16 protein-coding genes, 1 pseudogene and 1 riboswitch are annotated in these 18,168 nt (G+C 69.0%); of the genes and pseudogenes, 7 read left to right on the top strand and 10 right to left on the bottom strand.

The genetic code is table 11. From position 1 onward, the window contains the following. Positions 1–7: 7 nt before the first annotated feature. Positions 8–412: an alternative ribosome rescue aminoacyl-tRNA hydrolase ArfB gene (arfB, locus tag BTH_RS26730; RefSeq protein WP_009892038.1), complete on the top strand. Its 405-nt coding sequence runs from the start codon at positions 8–10 to the stop codon at positions 410–412. Between the two features lie 294 nt (positions 413–706). Here arfB and BTH_RS26725 read toward each other — a convergent pair whose 3' ends face one another. The 5 genes from BTH_RS26725 to thiC all read right to left on the bottom strand — a co-directional run bounded on the left by BTH_RS26725 (position 707) and on the right by thiC (position 6,774). Beyond that, a complete protein-coding gene (locus BTH_RS26725) occupies positions 707–1,990 on the bottom strand; it encodes a sensor domain-containing phosphodiesterase (protein ID WP_009892037.1) in 1,284 nt (427 codons plus the stop codon). An 827-nt stretch (positions 1,991–2,817) separates the two neighbouring features. Further along, complete coding sequence (locus tag BTH_RS26720) at positions 2,818–3,750, bottom strand: DMT family transporter (protein ID WP_009892035.1); 933 nt, start codon at positions 3,748–3,750, stop codon at positions 2,818–2,820. A 178-nt stretch (positions 3,751–3,928) separates the two neighbouring features. Continuing rightward, complete coding sequence (locus BTH_RS26715; protein WP_009892034.1) at positions 3,929–4,153, bottom strand: hypothetical protein; 225 nt, start codon at positions 4,151–4,153, stop codon at positions 3,929–3,931. Between the two features lie 245 nt (positions 4,154–4,398). Further along, positions 4,399–4,611: a glycine zipper 2TM domain-containing protein gene (locus BTH_RS26710; protein WP_011402513.1), complete on the bottom strand. Its 213-nt coding sequence runs from the start codon at positions 4,609–4,611 to the stop codon at positions 4,399–4,401. 216 nt (positions 4,612–4,827) lie between these two features. After that, a complete protein-coding gene (gene thiC, locus BTH_RS26705; RefSeq protein ID WP_009906169.1) occupies positions 4,828–6,774 on the bottom strand; it encodes a phosphomethylpyrimidine synthase ThiC in 1,947 nt (648 codons plus the stop codon). A gap of 122 nt (positions 6,775–6,896) precedes the next feature. Next, a riboswitch (TPP riboswitch) is annotated at positions 6,897–7,014 on the bottom strand. 312 nt (positions 7,015–7,326) lie between these two features. On the opposite strand from thiC, the gene BTH_RS26700 reads away from it, so the two are divergent. From BTH_RS26700 to BTH_RS26680, 6 genes and pseudogenes are all read left to right on the top strand, one after another. Next, positions 7,327–7,599: a pentapeptide MXKDX repeat protein gene (locus tag BTH_RS26700; protein ID WP_009892029.1), complete on the top strand. Its 273-nt coding sequence runs from the start codon at positions 7,327–7,329 to the stop codon at positions 7,597–7,599. 163 nt (positions 7,600–7,762) lie between these two features. Next, a pseudogene (locus tag BTH_RS26695) lies at positions 7,763–8,305 on the top strand (DUF1223 domain-containing protein); the annotation flags it as partial. Further along, positions 8,241–8,588, top strand: coding sequence for a DUF1223 domain-containing protein (locus BTH_RS35930; RefSeq protein WP_407637880.1), 348 nt, complete (start codon positions 8,241–8,243; stop codon positions 8,586–8,588). The pseudogene BTH_RS26695 and the gene BTH_RS35930, both read left to right, overlap by 65 nt. A 43-nt stretch (positions 8,589–8,631) precedes the next feature. Further along, positions 8,632–9,642: a cytochrome b/b6 domain-containing protein gene (locus tag BTH_RS26690; RefSeq protein ID WP_011402510.1), complete on the top strand. Its 1,011-nt coding sequence runs from the start codon at positions 8,632–8,634 to the stop codon at positions 9,640–9,642. 15 nt (positions 9,643–9,657) lie between these two features. Next, positions 9,658–10,449 carry a molybdopterin-dependent oxidoreductase gene (locus BTH_RS26685; RefSeq protein ID WP_009892024.1) on the top strand — a complete coding sequence of 264 codons (792 nt, stop codon included), beginning with the start codon at positions 9,658–9,660 and terminating at the stop codon, positions 10,447–10,449. 464 nt (positions 10,450–10,913) lie between these two features. Further along, complete coding sequence (locus tag BTH_RS26680) at positions 10,914–11,849, top strand: EamA family transporter (RefSeq protein WP_009892022.1); 936 nt, start codon at positions 10,914–10,916, stop codon at positions 11,847–11,849. 129 nt (positions 11,850–11,978) lie between these two features. On the opposite strand, the gene BTH_RS26675 is transcribed toward BTH_RS26680, so the two are convergent. From BTH_RS26675 to BTH_RS26655, 5 genes are all read right to left on the bottom strand, one after another. Further along, the gene (locus BTH_RS26675; RefSeq protein WP_009892021.1) at positions 11,979–13,175 is read right to left on the bottom strand and encodes an MFS transporter; all 1,197 of its coding nucleotides are present in this window, start codon (positions 13,173–13,175) and stop codon (positions 11,979–11,981) included. A 215-nt stretch (positions 13,176–13,390) separates the two neighbouring features. After that, on the bottom strand, positions 13,391–14,596 hold the full coding sequence (locus tag BTH_RS26670) for an IS110-like element ISBma3 family transposase (protein ID WP_009892020.1): 1,206 nt from the start codon (positions 14,594–14,596) through the stop codon (positions 13,391–13,393). A gap of 509 nt (positions 14,597–15,105) precedes the next feature. Continuing rightward, positions 15,106–15,930 (bottom strand): phosphodiesterase, encoded by an 825-nt coding sequence (locus tag BTH_RS26665; RefSeq protein ID WP_009892018.1) that lies wholly within the window; start codon positions 15,928–15,930, stop codon positions 15,106–15,108. Positions 15,931–16,084: 154 nt separating this feature from the next. After that, positions 16,085–17,113: an ABC transporter ATP-binding protein gene (locus BTH_RS26660; RefSeq protein ID WP_009909842.1), complete on the bottom strand. Its 1,029-nt coding sequence runs from the start codon at positions 17,111–17,113 to the stop codon at positions 16,085–16,087. Between the two features lie 118 nt (positions 17,114–17,231). Next, positions 17,232–18,134 (bottom strand): ABC transporter permease, encoded by a 903-nt coding sequence (locus tag BTH_RS26655; RefSeq protein WP_025369464.1) that lies wholly within the window; start codon positions 18,132–18,134, stop codon positions 17,232–17,234. Positions 18,135–18,168: the final 34 nt, after the last annotated feature.

The following is an 18,168-nucleotide window of genomic DNA, read 5'->3' as shown; positions in this document are numbered from 1 at the left end:
GCGCGCGATGACGCTGCGCTACGCATTTTCGCCGGACGAGGTCGAGCTGACGGCGGTTCGCGCGCAAGGCGCGGGCGGACAGAACGTCAACAAGGTGTCGAGCGCGATTCACCTGCGCTTCGACATTCGCGCGTCGTCGCTGCCCGACGACGTGAAGGCGCGGCTGCTTGCGCGCGCCGATCAGCGGATCACGCGAGAAGGCATCGTCGTCATCAAGGCGCAGGAGTACCGCACCCAGGAGAAGAACCGCGCGGCCGCGCTCGCGAGGCTCGACACGCTGATTCGCAGCGCGGGCGTCACGCCGCGCAAGCGGATCGCCACGCGGCCCACGCGCGCGTCGAAGGAGCGACGGCTTGCCGAGAAGAGTCGGCGCAGCGACGTGAAATCCGGGCGCGGCAGGATCGTCGAATGACGACGGTGGCCCGGCCCGTGGCGTTTGCGGCGGCGGTGCGGCGCACGCGGCGCGCGTGATGCGTGCGGGTGGCGCGTTACAGACGACGGCTGCGCTCGGTGCGACGGCAGCGGCGCGGAAGTGGGAAGTACAGAAACGCGGAAACGCGGAAACGGCCGGCGAACGAGCGCAGGAGTGCGCGCCGATGCCGCTACGCGCGTGCTCGAGCGTGCGGTTCGAATGCCGGGGCGCCGCTCGCCAGCCGGCCGGCGTCGTGCCGATGCGTCCGCCAATTCGTCGTGCTTTTTGCCTCGCCTACTGCCCGTCCCCGTACGACGAGAAGTCGAAGTCGACGCAGAACACCTTCAGTGTCGTGCCGAGATGGATCGCGACGGCGGCCGTGTAGCAGTCGCGCCCGTCCGTCAGCGAGAAGTGCGGCCCCATCAGCGCGACGCGTCCGGGCGCCGCGACCGCGCGCTGGAAATACGCGCGCCGCGACCAGTTGCAATGCAGCTCCGGCAGCAGCGGCGCGAGCCGCCGCGTCGTCGCGCTCGGCGTGTCCGGCGTTTCGTTCGTGACCGACGGCTCCACTTGCTCGCCGTTCGCTTCCGCAACGAACACGCGCCGCACGATCGGGTTCGTCAGCAGCCGCTGCGCGGCGCCACGCAAATCCCGGGCCTGCGCATAGTCGGCGGCGCCCGCGAGCACGATCCGCTCGATCGTGTCGAAGCCAGGATGCACGACGTCGCCGCGACGCTCCTTCACGCGCTCGGCGAAGCGTTGCCACGCGGTTTCGATGCGCGCCGGCGCGGCGCGGCGCGCACGCTCGAGCGACGGATCGGGCAGGCCGAAGCAGAAGCCCTGAACGAAGTCGACGTCGGCATCCATCAGGATCTGCAGCGCGTCTTCGTTCTCGACGCCTTCCGCGAGCACCATCGTGCCCGCGTGGTGCAGCATCGTGACGAGATGATGGACGATGCGGTGCGCGTCGCTCGCCGCGAGCGAGCGCTCGAGGATCGAGCGGTCGAGCTTCACGATGTCGGGCTTGATCTGCCAGATGCGGTCGAAGTTCGAGAAGCCGGTGCCGAAATCGTCGACCGCAATCAGGAAATCGCCGTGCTGAATCATGTCGAGCGTGCGGGCGAGCGCGGGCTCGTTGCGCGACGGCTGCTCGATCACTTCGAGCACGACGCGCGTCGGCGGCAGCGCGAAGTGCGCGCAGAGCGCCTCGATGAACACGCTCGGCGCGATGCCGGCGTCGAACATCTGCGGCAGCACGTTCAGGAACAGCCAGCACGAGCCTGTGTCCTGCTCGGAGAAGTTCGCCACGTGCAGGCAGCGGGTCAGCCGATCGAGCAGGATCGTCTCGCCGCGCGCCTGCGCGCGCGCGAACAGCGTGTCGGGCGAAATCTGCGCGTTGTTCGCGTCGGTCGCGCGCACGAGCGCCTCGTAGCCGACGACGCGCTTGTGCGTGATCGAGATGACCGGTTGAAAAGCACTTGCAAGGATGACGTCGTGATACTGCACACACCAGCCTTCTTCACAGCGGGCGAACTGCGAAATCAGGCTTTCGGGCGAGAGCCCCTGCGTTTTCGGCATGTTGTCAGCGTCGCCGCGACGAGCGGCAAAGGGCGCGTCTCGCGCGGCGGACGTGCTCGCGAGCGCTGATGAGGGCCACGCGGCGAAAGACGAAAGGCGTCATTTCTGCGTCCAGTGGGGAACTGGATCGAGTGTAACGAATGTCGATGCGTGCTGCGCATCGGGGATACGCTTAAATTCGGTGTCGCAATGTCGCGCCGCGGAAGACGCAAATGCCGCACTGCAACGATCGTTGCAGTGCGGCTGCCGGGCCGGGCCGGGCCGCGCCACGGGGCGGGGAAAAGCAAGGCAAAGCCGGAGCGGGCGGGGCAGCGGCGTGTTCGAACGAGGAACGTTTGCCGATTGCCGCAGCGCGGCGCAGGGCGCGCGTCGATCACGGCGATTCCGACTCACCAGTCGGTTCAGGTTGGCGAGGCGAGCCTGCCGTGCGCGCGGCGGACCTCGCTGCCTTCGGCATCGAACGCCGCCTGACTCACCGTGCGGCGTGATCGGCGCGCAAACGGCCGACGAAAAGACGATGGTGCGCGAGGCTCGCCGGCACCTGCGCGGCCCGCAGCGGATAGTCTTGCTGCCGGCTGCCCGACGTTTCGCATATGGAATGAAATCGGCGCGGCTGGCGTCGACCTGGCGGCGCCGACACGGCGGAAAACGAAACGGCACTCGGCGAATTTGCGGCGGCCTGCGCACGAACGGCGTTTGCGACCCGCCGGTCGGTACAAGCGGCCCGTTCGACGGCGCGCCGCGCCGCGCGGTCCTCGGCCGGGCTTCCGTCGCCTGCGGCGACGGCGGCGCGCCGACCCTGCCGCCGCGCCGCCCGCCGTCCGACGTCAGGCCGCCTCGTTGCGCTGGGGCCGAACGCCGGGAATCCGCTTGATTGCGCCGGTCGCGAGCGCGGTGCCGAGCAGCACGATCGCGCAGCCTTCGAGCATCGCGAACGACACGTGCTCGCCGAGGAAGAGCGCGCCCCACAGGATGCCGAACGCCGGGATCACGAACGTGACGGTGATCGCGCGCGCGGGCCCGATGTGCGCGATCAGGTAGAAGAAGATGAAATAGGCGACACCCGTGCACGCGATGCCGAGTGCGAGCACCGAGCCCCAAGCGTGCGTCGAGACGGGCGCGGCGGGCCAGGTCGCGAGCGCGAACGGCAGCAGCAGGACCGTCGCGCCGATCATGCTGCCCGTCGCGTTGACGAGCGGATCGACGCCAGTGAGCTTGCGCTTCGTGAAGTTCGCCGCGATGCCGTACAGCAGCGTCGCGCCGAGCGCGGCGGCGGCGGCGAGCGCGGCCGTCGCGGGCGAAGCCGGACTCGCGCCGTGCGGCGAGAACACTTGATCCCAGACGAGCGTGAGCACGCCCGCGAAGCCGATCACGAGGCCGAGCACGCGCGGCAGCGACAGCGAATCCCTGAGCCACAGATAGGCGACGAGCGCGCCCCAGAGGGGCGTCGTCGCGTTGATGACCGACGTGACGCCCGCCGACAGCGTGAGCTCGGCGAATGCGAACAGGCAGAACGGCGCGGCGGAGTTGAGCAGGCCGACGATGAAGAGCGGCCACGCGTGCTTGCGCAGCAGCGCGACGAGCTCACGCGGCGCGTAGCGCGTGAGCATCAGCGCGACGAGGAAGAGCGCGCCGATGCCGACGCGCAGCGCCATCAGCGGCGCGACGCCGAACTCGGTGACGCCGACGCGAATGAAGAGAAACGATGCGCCCCATAGCGCGGCGAGGACGATCAGCAGGAAGGCGTTCTTGAGGTTCATCGAGGATCGGACACTTGGCGGTCGAAGGGGGATTGGCCAAGCATCTTACACCGCGCTGTTGCGCGACGTTTCAGCCTGAGATGAAACGGCAAGATTCGGGAGCGGGCGCACCGGCAGGGCCGCGCGGATGCGTCGCCGATGCGGGTGCGTTGCCGCCTGCGCGGGGCGCGGCGACGGATCAGTGACGGCGCCAGTAGCCGCGGTGGCCGCCGCCCCAGTAGCCGAAGTTGAGCGACACGGACGGCGCCGGATAGTAATACGACGGGTAGGCGGGCGCGGCGTACACGGGCGCGGTTTCCACGGGCGCCGCGTAGTAACCGGTCGCCGGATAGTAGCCGTACGGGTAATAGCAGCCGGCGAGCGCGACGCTCGCGAGCGCGGCGGCGACAAGGGTCTTGTTCATGGTGATTCCGCAGTCGTGCGTGTGGGGCAGATGCTTGCGAGCTTAGACCGCTCCCGTGTGAAACGCTGTGTGAAACGGTAACGGATCATTTCCGCCGCGCGCGGCGCAACTGCCCATGAGTCGCGCCGCGCGCGGCGGTGTAAAACGGCCGGACGGTGCCTGCCGCGGCGAACGCGGCGCACACCGTCGGCCCATTCGAGGGCGCGGCCTGCGTTGCGCGGCGCGCGCCCGCCCGAGTCGCGGGCTTACTTGCCGACCTGGCTGCCTACGAGCCCGCCCGCGGCCGCGCCGCCGATCGTCGACAGCGCGTTGCCGCCGATCGCCGCGCCGGCGACGCCGCCGATGCCCGCGCCGATTGCCGCGTTACGCTGCTGGGTGGTCATCGTGTCGCAAGCGGACAGGCTCGCGACCGTCGCGATGAGCATTGCGCATACCCCAATACGCCGAATCGATTTCATTGTTCAATCCTCAGATTAAAGAGACGCGTGGGCGCGCGTGCTTCGGTGCGGCTCACAGCTAAAAATCTACGCGGCCGGTCCGTTTTGCGCTGTAAGGACTTGTTAGAGCGTCTCGGCTTTCGTAATCAATTGTTTCGTCCCCCGAAGCGCCGTTGCGCGGGCGCAAAAAAGCCCGCGCGAGGCGGGCTTTCGGGGCGCTGCGAGGCGTGTGCCGCGTTACTGGCGGTGATAGATCTCCGAGCCGGTCTTCACGAACTCGACCGCCTTCACTTCCATCCCCTTCTTCAGCGCATCGTCTTCCGACATGCCTTGCTGCGCGGCGAACTCGCGCACGTCCTGCGTGATCTTCATCGAGCAGAAGTGCGGGCCGCACATCGAGCAGAAGTGCGCGACCTTCGCCGAATCCTTCGGCAGCGTTTCGTCGTGGAATTCGCGCGCCTTGTCCGGATCGAGGCCGAGGTTGAACTGGTCTTCCCAGCGGAACTCGAAGCGCGCCTTCGACAACGCGTTGTCGCGCACCTGCGCGCCCGGGTGGCCCTTCGCGAGGTCCGCGGCATGCGCGGCGAGCTTGTACGTGATGATGCCTTCCTTCACGTCGTCCTTGTTCGGCAGGCCGAGGTGTTCCTTCGGTGTCACGTAGCAGAGCATCGCGGTGCCGAACCAGCCGATCATCGCGGCGCCGATGCCCGACGTGATGTGGTCGTAGCCGGGCGCGATGTCGGTCGTGAGCGGCCCGAGCGTGTAGAACGGCGCTTCCTTGCACCAGTCGAGCTGCAGATCCATGTTCTCCTTGATCAACTGCATCGGCACGTGGCCGGGGCCTTCGATCATCACCTGCACGTCGTGCTTCCACGCGATTTGCGTGAGCTCGCCGAGCGTCTTCAGTTCGCCCAACTGCGCTTCGTCGTTCGCGTCGTAGATCGAGCCGGGGCGCAGGCCGTCGCCGAGCGAGAAGCTCACGTCGTACGCCTTCATGATTTCGCAGATCTCTTCGAAGTGCTCGTACAGGAAGCTCTCCTTGTGATGCGCGAGACACCACTTCGCCATGATCGAGCCGCCGCGCGACACGATGCCCGTCATCCGGTTCGCGGTGAGCGGCACGTACTGCAGGCGCACGCCCGCGTGGATCGTGAAGTAGTCGACGCCTTGCTCGGCCTGCTCGATCAGCGTGTCGCGGAAGATTTCCCAGGTCAGGTCCTCGGCCTTGCCGTTGACCTTTTCCAGCGCCTGGTAGATCGGCACCGTGCCGATCGGCACCGGGCTGTTGCGGATGATCCACTCGCGCGTTTCATGGATGTGCTTGCCGGTCGACAAGTCCATCACCGTGTCGCCGCCCCAGCGGATCGCCCACGTCATCTTGTCGACTTCCTCGCCGATCGACGACGTGACGGCCGAGTTGCCGATGTTCGCGTTGATCTTCACGAGGAAGTTGCGGCCGATGATCATCGGCTCGGTTTCCGGGTGGTTGATGTTCGCCGGAATGATCGCGCGGCCGCACGCCACTTCCGAGCGCACGAATTCCGGCGTGATCTCGGTCAGCATATTCGTGCCGGCCTCGTTTGCGCCGAACGCGGCGGCGCCGAACGCCTGGCCCGCGTGCTGGCGGCCCATCATCGCGGCGAGCTTCGCGCCGTTCGGGCCGCTCGCCTTCAGGCTTTCCAGATACTCGGCGCGGCGCTGGTTCTCGCGGATCGCGATGAATTCCATTTCCGGCGTGATGATGCCCTGGCGCGCGTAGTGCATCTGCGTGACGTTCCTGCCGGCTTTGGCGCGGCGCGGATGACGGTGCAGATCGGGGAAGCGCAGCTCGGCGGTCGCCGGGTCGGCCGCGCGCTCGCGGCCGTATTCGCTCGTGAGGCCCGCGAGCGTCTCGGTGTCGCCGCGCGCGTCGATCCAGCGCTGGCGCAGCGCGGGCAGGCCCGCGCGGATGTCGATCTTCGCGTCCGGGTCCGTGTACGGGCCCGATGTGTCGTAGACGTAGATCGGCGGATTCTTCTCGCCGCCGAAGCTCGTCGGCGTATCGGCTTGCGTGATTTCACGCATCGGCACGCGGATGTCGGGTTGCGAGCCCGTCACGTAGACCTTGCGCGAATTCGGCAGTGGTGCGACGGCGGCGGCGTCGACGCGGGCGTCGGCCGACAGGAACTTGGGGTTGGCGTTCATGCGATCTCCTGTGTCGACCCGAGTTGGCGCTTTGGCGCTCGCCCGGGTCCCATGCAAAGCGGGTGTGGGGCGCTAAGCAGGAGACGAGATTCGCGACGCGACGGGATTCTGACGTGAAACAGCGGCGAAACCCTGACGCTTCCCTGCGCTGGCATTATCCAGATCAGGTTCAAAGGGTATTTCTCACCCGCTTCGCACGATCGCTTGACCGAGCGCAATGCAGGACCCCCGCGTTAGCAAGCGCACACGATACACCGGGTCGGCGGCGGTTTCAACAGGGGACAGATCGATTGCGCGCGCACGCGGCCGGATGCCATGTTGCGCCGCGGGGGCGGACGTCACCGGGGGCGATTGCGCTCGCGCCGCGCGGGCGGCGCGTTTCGTCGCGTATCGGGCCTGCCGGCGGCTTGCCGGTCGTGCGTTTGTTCGCCGGCGCGGTGGTTGCCCGCCGGCGCGATCGCCTGTCCCAAAAAATTTCTTGCGCGGGGGTGTCATATCCGCCGTCGCCTTCCGACTATTCGGCTCCTCAACCAATCACGATGGAGCTATCCCATGAAAAGGAATCTGATTGCTTTCGCCTGTGTCGCCGGTCTCGCGCTCGCCGCGCCGTTCGCGCATGCGCAGAACGACGCGATGTCGAAGGACGGCATGGGGATGTCGAAGGATGCGATGTCTCGCGACGCGATGTCGAAGGATGCGATGTCGAAGGACCGGATGGGCAAGAAGGATCACATGGCGAAGGGCGGCATGAAGGCGGGCCGCATGTCGAAGGATGCGATGAAAAAGCCGATGTCGTCCGACAAGATGAGTCCGATGTCGAACTGAGCGGCGTCGTTCGCGGCGTCTTGTCTTTCATGACGCGAACGGCTCGGTCGTCCGCGCGCGCTTCGGGCGGCCTTTGTCTCGCGGCGCCGCGCGCTGCGGGAAGCCGGATCGCGTCTTGCCCGCCGGCGTGCGGCGCTGCGCGCCCGCGCACCGGCTCCGACCGATGAGCTTCGATATGTCGATTTCAATTTTTGCTTCGACGCGCGCCGCTGCGGCCGCGCCCGCGCTCGCCGCGGCAAGCGTCGCGCAAGCGGCCGCGGGCGGCGCGTGCGTCGCGCGCAGCGCCGACGCCCGGCAGGCGCTCGTCGAACTCTACACGAGCGAGGGCTGCAGCAGTTGCCCTCCCGCCGACGACTGGCTCGCGCGGCTGGCCGCGCGCCGCGCCGCGTTGCGCGTCGTGCCCCTCGCGCTGCACGTCGATTACTGGGACGGCCTTGGCTGGACCGACCGCCTCGCGCAGCATCGCTTCACCGAGCGCCAGCAAGCGCTCGCCGCGCGCGGCGGCGGCCGCTTCGTCTATACGCCGGAAGTCGCGGTCGGCGGCCGCGAACTGCGCGACTGGGCGCGATGCGAACGCGTTCGGGCGGCGCATCGTCGAGACGGCCGCCGAGCCCGCGCGCGTTCGCATCGCGCTGTCGGCCGTGCGGCGGGCGGACGCATTGGACGTCGCGCTGTCCGTGACGCCGCGCGCCGGCGCGCCGCGCGCGCTCGACGCGTATCTCGCGCTGTACGAGAACGGCGTCGAGTCGCAGGTGCGCGCGGGCGAGAACCGCGGCGCGACACTGCGTCACGAGCGCGTCGTGCGTCAATGGATCGGGCCGCTCGCCGCGACGGGCGACGCGGGCGCGCCGCTCGACGCGCGGCGCGCGCTGCCGCTGCCGGCGAACCTGCGCGCGGCGGACGCCGCGCGGTACGGCGTCGCGGCGTTCGTCGAGGATCGCGCGACGGGCGACGTGCTGCAGGCGCTCGATCTGCCGCTGTGCGGCTGAGCGGCGCATGGGCGCGATCCATCAACGAAGGAGGGTATCGCCGATGAACTCAACGGCGACGATGAGCGCGTCGACAACGGCCGTGACCGGCGCGCGGGCGGGCGCGGCGACGGGCGAGACGAGCGACGCGTCGGCGGGCGGGGCGGGGGCATTCGCGGCCGTCGACGCAAAAGCCGGCGCAAAAGCCGAAGCAACGATCAACGCAACGACCAACGCAACGACTAACGCAACGACTAACGCAACGACTAACGCAACGACTAACGCAACGACTAACGCCGCTGCCGACGTGCCGGTCGACACGACAACCGCCGCGATGGCCGGCGCAGTTGCCGGCGCGCTGCCCGAAGCAATGCCTCATGCCCTGATCAACGGGACGACCCATGCCATGACCCAAGCAACGACCCAAGCGACCACCGAAGCGGCGAGCCGGACCCACACGCGCGCAGCCACGCCCGCCGTCCGCCCGCGCCGGCCGATTCACCCGCGGTGGGTGCGCGCGAGCCACTGGCTCAACGCGGTCGCCGCCGTGACGATGGCGCTGTCGGGCTGGCGGATCTATGACGCGTCGCCGATCTACGCGGGCTTCACGTTCCCGCGCGGCGCGACGCTCGGCGGCTGGCTCGGCGGCGCGCTGCAATGGCACTTCGCCGCGATGTGGCTGCTGTTCCTCAACGGCGCGTTCTATCTGACGATGTGCATCGCAACGGGGCGCTTCGCGCGCAAGTTCTTGCCGCTCACCGCCAAGGGCGTCGCGCGCGATTTGCGCGACGCGCTGCGCGGCCGGCTGTCGCACGACGATCCGTCCGTCTACAACGCCGTTCAGCGCGCCGCGTACGTCGCGGCGATCGCCGATCTCGTGCTGCTCGTGCTCTCCGGGCTCGTGATCTGGAAGTCGGTGCAGTTTCCGCTGCTGCGCGTGCTGCTCGGCGGCTACGACAACGCGCGCGTCGTGCACTTCTGGGCGATGGCGTTTCTCGTCGCGTTCTTCGTCGTGCATGTCGCGATGGCGGCGCTCGTGCCGCGCTCGCTGTTCGCGATGCTGCGCGGTCATTGAAAGGAGCTGTGCATCATGTCTGAAAACGACGGAAAAAAGCCCAAAGGCGACATTGCGCGGATCGACCGCGCGTCGCTCTTGATCGACGTGCGCAAGGCGCTCGCGCTGCCGTCGCGACGCCTGTTCGGCAAGCGCGTGCTCACGCTCGGCGGCCTCGCGATGCTCACGGGCTGCACGCTGCGCGACGACGCGTCGGTCGACGATTTCCTCGAGAAGGTGTCGCGCGCGAACGATCGCGTGCAGGCGTGGCTGTTCGGGCCGACGCGGCTCGCGCCGACGTATGCGGAAAGCGACATCACGCGCCCGTTCCCGTTCAACGCGTTCTACGGCATCGACGACGTGCCGCGCGTCGACGTCGGCGACTTTCGGCTCGCCGTGTCGGGGCTCGTCACCGGCAAGCGCAACTGGACGCTGCCGGAGCTGTACGCGCTGCCGCATGCGCAGCAGATCACGCGGCATATCTGCGTCGAGGGCTGGAGCGCGATCGGCCGCTGGGGCGGCACGCCGTTTCGCGAATTCCTGCGCCGCGCCGGCGCGGACACGACCGCGAAGTACGTCGGCTTCAAATGCGCGGACGACTATTACGAGAGCATCGACATGCCGAGCGCGCTGCACCCGCAGACGCTGCTCGCGTTCGAATACGACGGCAGGCGGCTGCCGCCCGAATACGGATTTCCGATGAAGCTGCGCATGCCGACGAAGCTCGGCTACAAGAATCCGAAGCACATCATGGAGATATTCGTGACCAACACGTATCCGGGCGGATATTGGGTCGACCAGGGGTACAACTGGTTCGGCGGTTCGTGACGCGATCGCGCGCGCTTCGCGCGTGCGGTGCGCCGCCGCTCGTGCGTGCGTGTCTGCGCGCGCGCTTCGCGCGTTCTTGCAACCGGCCGTCGTGCCGTCACAGCGTGGCCTGCCGCAGCTTCTCGCGGCCTGCGCTCGAATCTCGAAAACGAAAATGCCGTATCGCCGCGCTCGAAATGTCGCGCCGAAACGTCACCGGGCGCGCGTTCGATTCGAGCCGGCATTCGTTTTCCATTCCTTAATGCATAATGCTGACGAAAGGCGGCCGTTCGGCCGCACGCGTCATCATTCGAGTTCGTTTTCGAGTCCGTTCGTCTTCTTCGGTCATGTTCGCCGCCGCTCGCCCCGACCAGTCGTTTCGCTCCCCGTCGTCTTTCGCCACTCCGGTTTCCTCGGCGCTGCTCGCCGGCTGTCGCATCGGGCGTCGCTCGACCGCGCGGCGCTTCGTGCGGGCGGGTTGACCGATGACGCCGTTCGACCGTTTCCTCGCGTTCGTCGCCCGCCATCCGCCCCGCCTGCCGAAAAGCCGCAGCGGCCGCGTCGCGCTTGCGCTCGTGTTCATCTATTTCGCGTGGGGCTCGACGTACCTCGCGCTGCACGTCGCGCTCGAATCGTTTCCGCCGCTGCTGCTCTCCGGGCTGCGCAACCTGCTCGCGGGCATCGGGCTTTTCGTCTTCGCGATGCGCCGCCGGCCGGTGCGCCCGACGCTCGTCGAAATCCGCAACGCGGCGCTCGTCGGCACGATGCTCGTCACGATGTCGTCCGGCCTCATCGCGCTCGGGATGCGCACCGTCAGCAGCGGCTCGGCCGCGGTGATGGTCGCGACGGTGCCGCTCTTCGCGACGGTGATCGCGTCGGTCGCCGGGCGGCGCGTCACGGGCGGCGAATGGGCGGCCGTCGCGCTCGGGATGGTCGGGATCGTCGTGCTGAATTCCGGCGGGCCGTCGTCGCCCGGCTCGACGCTCGGCGGCATCACGGTGCTCGCGGGCGCGCTCTTCTGGGCGGGCGGCGCGCATCTCGCCGCGCGGCTCGCGCTGCCGCACGACCTGTTCCTGTCGACCGCGCTGCAGATCGGCCTGGGCGGCGCGGCGTCGACCTGCATCGCGTGGGTGCTCGGCGAGCGAATCGAGCACGTCGCGTTCGTGCCCGGCGTCGCGTTCGTCTATCTGATGCTCGCCGGCACGATGGCCGCGTACGTCGCATACGGCTATCTGATCCGCCACACGAGCCCGATCATCGCGAGCAGCTGCATGTACGTGAACCCGGTCGTCGCGGTCGCGCTCGGCGCGTTGTTGCTCGGCGAACCCGTCACGGTCGCGACCGTGATTGCGACTGTCGCGATTCTCGGCAGCGTCGGCCTGTCGTTCGTGTTCGATCCGGCGCGCCAGCGGGCGCAATAGCGGCGCCCGCGTGCCGGCCCCGCCGCCGTGCGCGCGTGCGGGCCGAACGGCGAGCTTGGCGCGATTGCCGCGGTGCGCGAAGCGCGCGCGAACGACGCATCGAATGGACGCGGCGCGCACGCGCCGCGCTCATCGCGAATGCGCGCCGCCGCGATAATGAACGAACGCCGCGACGCACGTGAACAGCAGTGCGACCGCGCACATGCCGAGCCAGCCCGTCGCGCGCCACGCGGCGACGCCCGCGGACGAGCCGATCGCGCCGCCGATGAAGTAGCAGACCATGAACACGGTGTTCACGCGGCTGCGCGCGTCGGGCTTCAGCGCATAGATGCGCGACTGGTTCGAGATCTGCGCGGCCTGCACGCCGACGTCGAGCACGATCACGCCGATCACGAGCCCGGCGATGCGCGTGCCCGACAGCGCGAAAATCACGAACGACAGCGCGATCAGCGCGATCGCGAGCGAGATGATCGCGCGCGGGCCGCGCTTGTCGGCGAAGCGGCCCGCGTACGGCGCGGCGAGCGCGCCCGCCGCGCCGACGATCCCGAAGAGGCCGGCCGCCTGTGGGCCGAGATGGAACGGCGCGCCCGCGAGCAGCAGCGTGAGCACCGGCCAGAACGCGCTGAACGCGGCGAAGATCGCGGCGCCCGTCATCGACGCCTCGCGCAGCCCGCGCAACTTCCGCGCGAGGTGCCACATCGACGCGAGCAACTGGCCGTACGGCAGCGTCGACGTCGGCGAGCTGCGCGGCAAACGCGCGACGATCACGGCCGCGAGCGCGGCGAGCGCGGCGACCGACGCGCCGAACACCGCGCGCCAGCCGAAGTATTCGGCGACGAAGCCCGCCGCGGTGCGCGCGAGCAGGATGCCGATCAACAGGCCGCTCATCACTGTGCCGACGGCCTGTCCCCGCTCGGCGGGCGGCGCGATCTCGGCGGCGAACGGCACCGCCTGCTGCGCGATCGTCGCGAGGATGCCGATCGCGAGGCTCGCGGCCGCGAGCACGGCGAGCGTCGGCGCGGCCGCGGCCGCGATCAGCGCGGCGGACAGGCCGGCGATCTGCAGCAGAATCAGCGTGCGCCGGTCGAAGCGGTCGCCGAGCGGCGCGAGCACGAACATGCCCGTCGCGTAACCCAACTGCGTCGCGGTGGGCACGGCGCCGATCCATGACGCGCCGTCCGGAAACGATGCGCGGAACGCGTCGAGGAGCGGCTGGTTGTAATAGATGTTCGCGACCGAGACGCCGGCGATCGTCGCGAGCAGCAGCAACAGGCTGCGCGAGTAGTGGCCGGCCGCGTCGGCGGAGTGGCGAGGTTGCGAGGACATGGCGCGTGTGGGCGAAGTGCGGCGCGCATGACGCGCGCCGTCCGATCGTCGATCGAAACAGGGGAGGCGAAATGCCGCGAGCGCCGATCATACCGGAGCCGCCGAAATTCCGCTGGCGGGCGGCGCGCGCTGAGCGCCGCATGCGACGAGAAGCGGCTCGCGCGCGGCGCCGGTTCGCCACGATGATGAATGGCGGGGTGCCCCTATGTGTTTCGTCAAGCGGTAGGGGCTGACTTGGGTTGGTAAATGGTGCCGTCACGCAGCATGGCGAACAGGACGTCGCAGCGTCGCCGTGCCAGTGCGATGAGGGCTTGGTTGTGGCGCTTGCCTTGCTGGATCTTGCGGGAGTAATAGGCCCGTGAGACTGGGTCTCGTAAGGCAGCGAAGGCGGATAGGAACAAGGCGCGCTTTAGCACCTTGTTGCCGCGTCTGGATGGATGTTCGCCTCGGATAGACGAGCCTGAGCGCCGGGTGACCGGGGCAAGGCCAGCGTAGGCCGCCAAGTGTGCAGCCGAAGCGAAGGCCTTATGGGCGACTTCGGTCAGGAGTCTGGCGGCGGTCCTGACGCCGACTCCCGGCATGCTGGTCAGGACCGGCCAAAGAGGGTGAGCAAGCACCAGTTGCTCAACTTCGGCCGCGACCTCGTCGCGCTGCTTACGCAAGGCCGCAAGCTGCTGGGCCAAACGAGGCATGACGATGGTGGCAGCTTGCGTGCCGGGCACGATCACGGCTTGTTCGCTCAGAGCCTGAACGATCTCGGCCGCCAAGCTTTTGCCCATGCGGGGCGCGAGCTTGGTCAGGCGGTTAGCAAGCGTCTTCTCGCTGGTTGAGGCAAGCGCGGCGGGCGACGGGTAGCGCTCAAGCAGATCGAGCACTGCCGGATGGTCGAGGCGGGGTCCGAGAACGCGCTCGAGCGCCGGATGGATTTGAGTAAGCAGGCCGCGAATGCGGTTGCTGGTTTGAGTGACCTGGGCGGCGAGATCATCGTCGAAGCCGCACAGCATGGTGAGCTCGGCGAGTTGCTCGTCAGCCAATCGAAGTGAGCGCAGCGTATGTGGCATCGAGCGGGCGGCTTCGGCAATGATCGCGGCATCGCGGGCATCGGTCTTGGCTTCACCTGCATGCAGATCGGCGATGCGGCGCATGGCCAGTCCCGGCAGATAGGCGACGAGTACGCCTTCAGCACGGGCTACGGCCACCGGCAGCGCGCCGATGGTGGAAGGTTGGTCGACGACGAACAGGAGTCGACCGTGAGTCTTGAGTTCGGCGATGAGGGCGCGCAGCTTGGCCTCGTCGTTGGGTAGCGCCTTGTTGTACAGACGCTTGCCGTTCCGATCGAGTGCGACGGCGTGATGCTGGCCTTTACCGACATCGACGCCGACGAAGACATCGACGGCATCACGTTGTTGTGTGTCTTGCATCGCAGTTTGTGCAGAGTGAACGGATTGGCCTGCAACAACGGTGGCAAGTCTCGGCATCCACGTTACGGACGGCGTCGGGATATCCCGGCCAAACCCCTATCAGCGATCACCAGCCACCCACCAGGCCCGGTGACAACACCCCCCGGATCATGACTGCGACTGGGGGCGAGAATCATGCCGAGCCTGGCTGGCCAAAGCCCCAATTATCGGGGCGGGAAGATAGTAACGGGGCGTGGGCCGCCGGCATGTGCCGCGCGCGGACGCCGGCGTGTCGGTCGTTCCATGCGCGCATGGTGTTTGCCGAGTGATCGTCACGCCGTGCGGCGCGCGTGACATGCATGACGGCGCGCGCGATGCTCGGCGGCTCTTGCGGCCCGACATCGCCGCGCGGGAGAGTTCCGGCCGCTCGACCGCGCGACTCGCGCATACCGCGGCACGCTTGAGGCGTGCCGCGGCGTCTCGCGGCCGTCCAACTGCCCGGCCGTCCGAGCGCCCGCTCGATCAGTCGATCAGTCGATCAGCGCGCCCGTCGGCTCGAAGAACGGATGCGGCCCGTCGCTCGCGTCGACGTACACGTGATGCGACGCGAGCCCGGCGTCCGGCGCATAGCGATGCACGGCGAACGCGGGCGGCTCCATCGAGAACGACGACGGCCCGTCGTCGCGCAGATCGAACGTGACCTGATGCGCGGGCGCGGGCACGGCCGATGCGACCGTGCCGCCGAAGCGCGCGAACATCGTTCGATGCACGTGCCCGCACAGCACGCGCTCGACGTTCGGAAAGCGGCGCAGCAGCGCATCGAGCCGGCTCGACGCGTGCGGGGCGAGCCGCATCGCATCCATGTGGCCGATGCCGCACGCGAACGGCGGATGGTGGAGCGCGACGATCACGGGGCGATCGCGTGCGGCGTCGAGCTGGCCGGCGAGCCACGCGAGCCGCGCGTCGCACAGCGTGCCGCCGCTCGCGCCCGGAATCTGCGAATCGAGCGCGATCACGCGCAACGGCCCCAGATCGAGCGCGTACTGAACGAACTCGCCCGACTGCAATTCCGCGCGCGCGGGGAACGCGCGCCGCAGCGCCGCGCGATCGTCGTGGTTGCCGACGATCAGGTAGTACGGCATCGCGAGCGGCGCGAGCAGCGATTTCAGATGCGCGTATTCTTCGTCGTCGCCGAAATCGGTCAGGTCGCCCGTGACGAGCACCGCGTCCGGGCGCGGCTCGAGCGCGTTCAGCCGCGCGACGCAGCGCGCGAGATGCGCGGCCGTGTCGACGCGCCGGTATGCGAGCGCGCCCGGCCGCTTGATGTGCAGATCGCTGATGTGGGCAAGCAGCATCGTCGTTCCTCGTTGTAATCGTATGGGGTTCGTGTCGTATTCGTGTCTTGTGTCGCCGGTGCCGCGCTTCGCGCATCATGCGCCGCACGGCGCACGGCGCACGGCGCACGACGTACGCCGCACGAGTCGTGCGGCGCGCACCGCGCGCCATGCATCACGCGAGCGCGATGAGTCCCTCGGCCGAGATCGCGATGCCGACCGCCGTTCCGCGCGCGAGATCGACGCGGCCCGGCACGTCGATCACGAGCGCGTCGGGCGCCGCGTGCTCGACCGTCACCCGCGTGCGCTCGCCGAGGAACGCGCAGTTCGCGACCGCGCCGCGCAGCGGCGCGCCCGACGGATCGACGAGGCGCGCGTCCTCCGGTCGAAAGAATAGCTCGCTTGCCGGCGACGCGACGGCGAGCGCGCCGCCCTCGGTCACGAGCGCGCCGTCGCGCCACACGCCTTCGAGCCGGTTCAGCGTGCCGATGAAGCGCGCGACCGCGCGGGACGCCGGCCGATAGTAGACGTCGCGCGGCGTGCCGATCTGCTCGATCTTGCCCGCGCTCATCACGACGATCCGGTCGCCGAGCTCCATCGCCTCGGCCTGGTCGTGCGTCACGTAGACCGTCGTCACGCCGAGCTCGCGCAAGAGCGCGTTCATCTCGCGGCGCAGCGCGTCGCGCAGCTGCGCATCGAGCGCGGTCAGCGGCTCGTCGAGCAGCAGCACGCGCGGGCGAACCGCGAGCGCGCGCGCGAGCGCGACGCGCTGGCGCTGGCCGCCCGACAGCGCATCAACTGGCTTGTCCGCGTGCGCCGTGAGCCGCATCATCGCGAGCAGTTCGTCGACGCGCTCGCGCAGCACGCGCGGCTCGGTCCGGCGGATTCGCAGCCCATAGCCGACGTTGCCGCGCACCGACAGGTTCGGAAACAGCGCGTAGTTCTGAAACACCATGCCGACGCCGCGCTGTTCGATCGGCAGCGCGGTCACGTCGTCGGCGCCGAACGCGATCGCGCCGCCCGCATCGGGGACGTCGAGCCCGGCGATCAGACGCAGCGTCGTCGTCTTGCCGCAGCCGGACGGGCCGAGCAGCACGAGCGTCTCGCCCGCGCCGATCGCGAGATCGAGCGGCTCCAGCACGCGCGTGCCGTGGAAGGTCTTCGCGCAACGGGTCAGGGTGATCGGAACGGGTTCGAGTTTCATCGGCGTGGCGGCGGAAAGAAGCGGCAATAAAGGCAACGATGGAGGCGGCGACGGAACGAAAGAGCGGCGAAGGCGCGGCGTGAGAGCGGCGTGAGAGCGGCGAGACGACGCCGGAAAATCAGCGGCGCTGGCGCGCGCCGTCGCGTGCGCCCGGCGCCTCGACGCCGAGCCGCTGCATCGCGACGAGCAGCGGCAGCGTCATCAGCAGGAACAGGATCGTGTACGCGCTGCCGATTTCGAGGCGCAGCGACGCGTACGTGTCGGCGAGGCCGACGGGCAGCGTCTTCGTGTCGGGCGTGTGCAGCATCCACGTGAGGTTGAATTCGCCGATCGACAGCGTGAGCACCGCGAGCGCGCCCGCGACGATGCCGGGGCGCAGGTTCGGCAGCACGATCGTCGCAAAGCGCGTGACGAACGATGCGCCGAGGCTCGCCGCGCCTTCTTCGAGCGTGCGCAGATCGGCGCGCGCGGCGACGGCCGCGACCGCGCGGACCATGAACGGCAGCGTGAACACGACGTGGCCGACGACGATGAACCACATGCTCGTGCGGAACGCGGCGAAGCCGCCGTACACGCAGAGCAGCGCGAGCGCGGACGCGAGGCCCGGCAGCGCGACGGGCAGCACGAGCGCCTCTTCGATCAGCCGCGAGACGCGGCTGCGGCCGCGCGCGAGCGCGTAGCCGGCGGGCACGCCCGCGACGAGCGTGACGGCGAGCGTCGCGAGCGCGACTTCGAGCGACAGGAACACCGAGCCGTGATATTGCGCCCACACTTCGCCGAGCCAGCGCAGCGTGAGGCCACTCGACGGGCCTCGGAAATAGTTGACCGTGAGCCCGGCGAGCACCGACATCGCGACGGGCACGATCAGGAATGCGCACAGCGCGAGCGTGACCGCCCATTGCGCGGCGGCGAGCCAGTCGAGCGGCGCGCGGCGTGCGCGGCGGACCGCGGGCGGCCCGTCCGGGCCGGCCGAGGCGGCGGGGCGGGCGAGTGCGGCGGCATCCTTCGGGATGGGCGTCATGAGCATGCGCAAAGCGATGTAAACGTTTTCGTCG

This window comes from Burkholderia thailandensis E264 (genome assembly GCF_000012365.1).
GTDB lineage: Bacteria > Pseudomonadota > Gammaproteobacteria > Burkholderiales > Burkholderiaceae > Burkholderia > Burkholderia thailandensis.
Note: the sequence above shows the minus strand (reverse complement) of the source record. Positions and strands in the feature narration are given on the sequence as shown.

Coding starts and splice junctions, on each gene's coding strand:
- BTH_RS26675 (WP_009892021.1), bottom strand. CDS start 13,175: ATGTCCTCGCAACCTCGCCACTCCGCCGACGCGGCCGGCCACTACTCG.
- BTH_RS26690 (WP_011402510.1), top strand. CDS start 8,632: ATGAACTCAACGGCGACGATGAGCGCGTCGACAACGGCCGTGACCGGC.
- BTH_RS26700 (WP_009892029.1), top strand. CDS start 7,327: ATGAAAAGGAATCTGATTGCTTTCGCCTGTGTCGCCGGTCTCGCGCTC.
- BTH_RS26655 (WP_025369464.1), bottom strand. CDS start 18,134: ATGACGCCCATCCCGAAGGATGCCGCCGCACTCGCCCGCCCCGCCGCC.
- BTH_RS26660 (WP_009909842.1), bottom strand. CDS start 17,113: ATGAAACTCGAACCCGTTCCGATCACCCTGACCCGTTGCGCGAAGACC.
- BTH_RS26725 (WP_009892037.1), bottom strand. CDS start 1,990: ATGCCGAAAACGCAGGGGCTCTCGCCCGAAAGCCTGATTTCGCAGTTC.
- arfB (WP_009892038.1), top strand. CDS start 8: ATGACGCTGCGCTACGCATTTTCGCCGGACGAGGTCGAGCTGACGGCG.
- BTH_RS26720 (WP_009892035.1), bottom strand. CDS start 3,750: ATGAACCTCAAGAACGCCTTCCTGCTGATCGTCCTCGCCGCGCTATGG.
- BTH_RS26670 (WP_009892020.1), bottom strand. CDS start 14,596: ATGCAAGACACACAACAACGTGATGCCGTCGATGTCTTCGTCGGCGTC.
- BTH_RS26715 (WP_009892034.1), bottom strand. CDS start 4,153: ATGAACAAGACCCTTGTCGCCGCCGCGCTCGCGAGCGTCGCGCTCGCC.
- thiC (WP_009906169.1), bottom strand. CDS start 6,774: ATGAACGCCAACCCCAAGTTCCTGTCGGCCGACGCCCGCGTCGACGCC.
- BTH_RS26685 (WP_009892024.1), top strand. CDS start 9,658: ATGTCTGAAAACGACGGAAAAAAGCCCAAAGGCGACATTGCGCGGATC.
- BTH_RS26710 (WP_011402513.1), bottom strand. CDS start 4,611: ATGAAATCGATTCGGCGTATTGGGGTATGCGCAATGCTCATCGCGACG.
- BTH_RS26665 (WP_009892018.1), bottom strand. CDS start 15,930: ATGCTGCTTGCCCACATCAGCGATCTGCACATCAAGCGGCCGGGCGCG.
- BTH_RS26680 (WP_009892022.1), top strand. CDS start 10,914: ATGACGCCGTTCGACCGTTTCCTCGCGTTCGTCGCCCGCCATCCGCCC.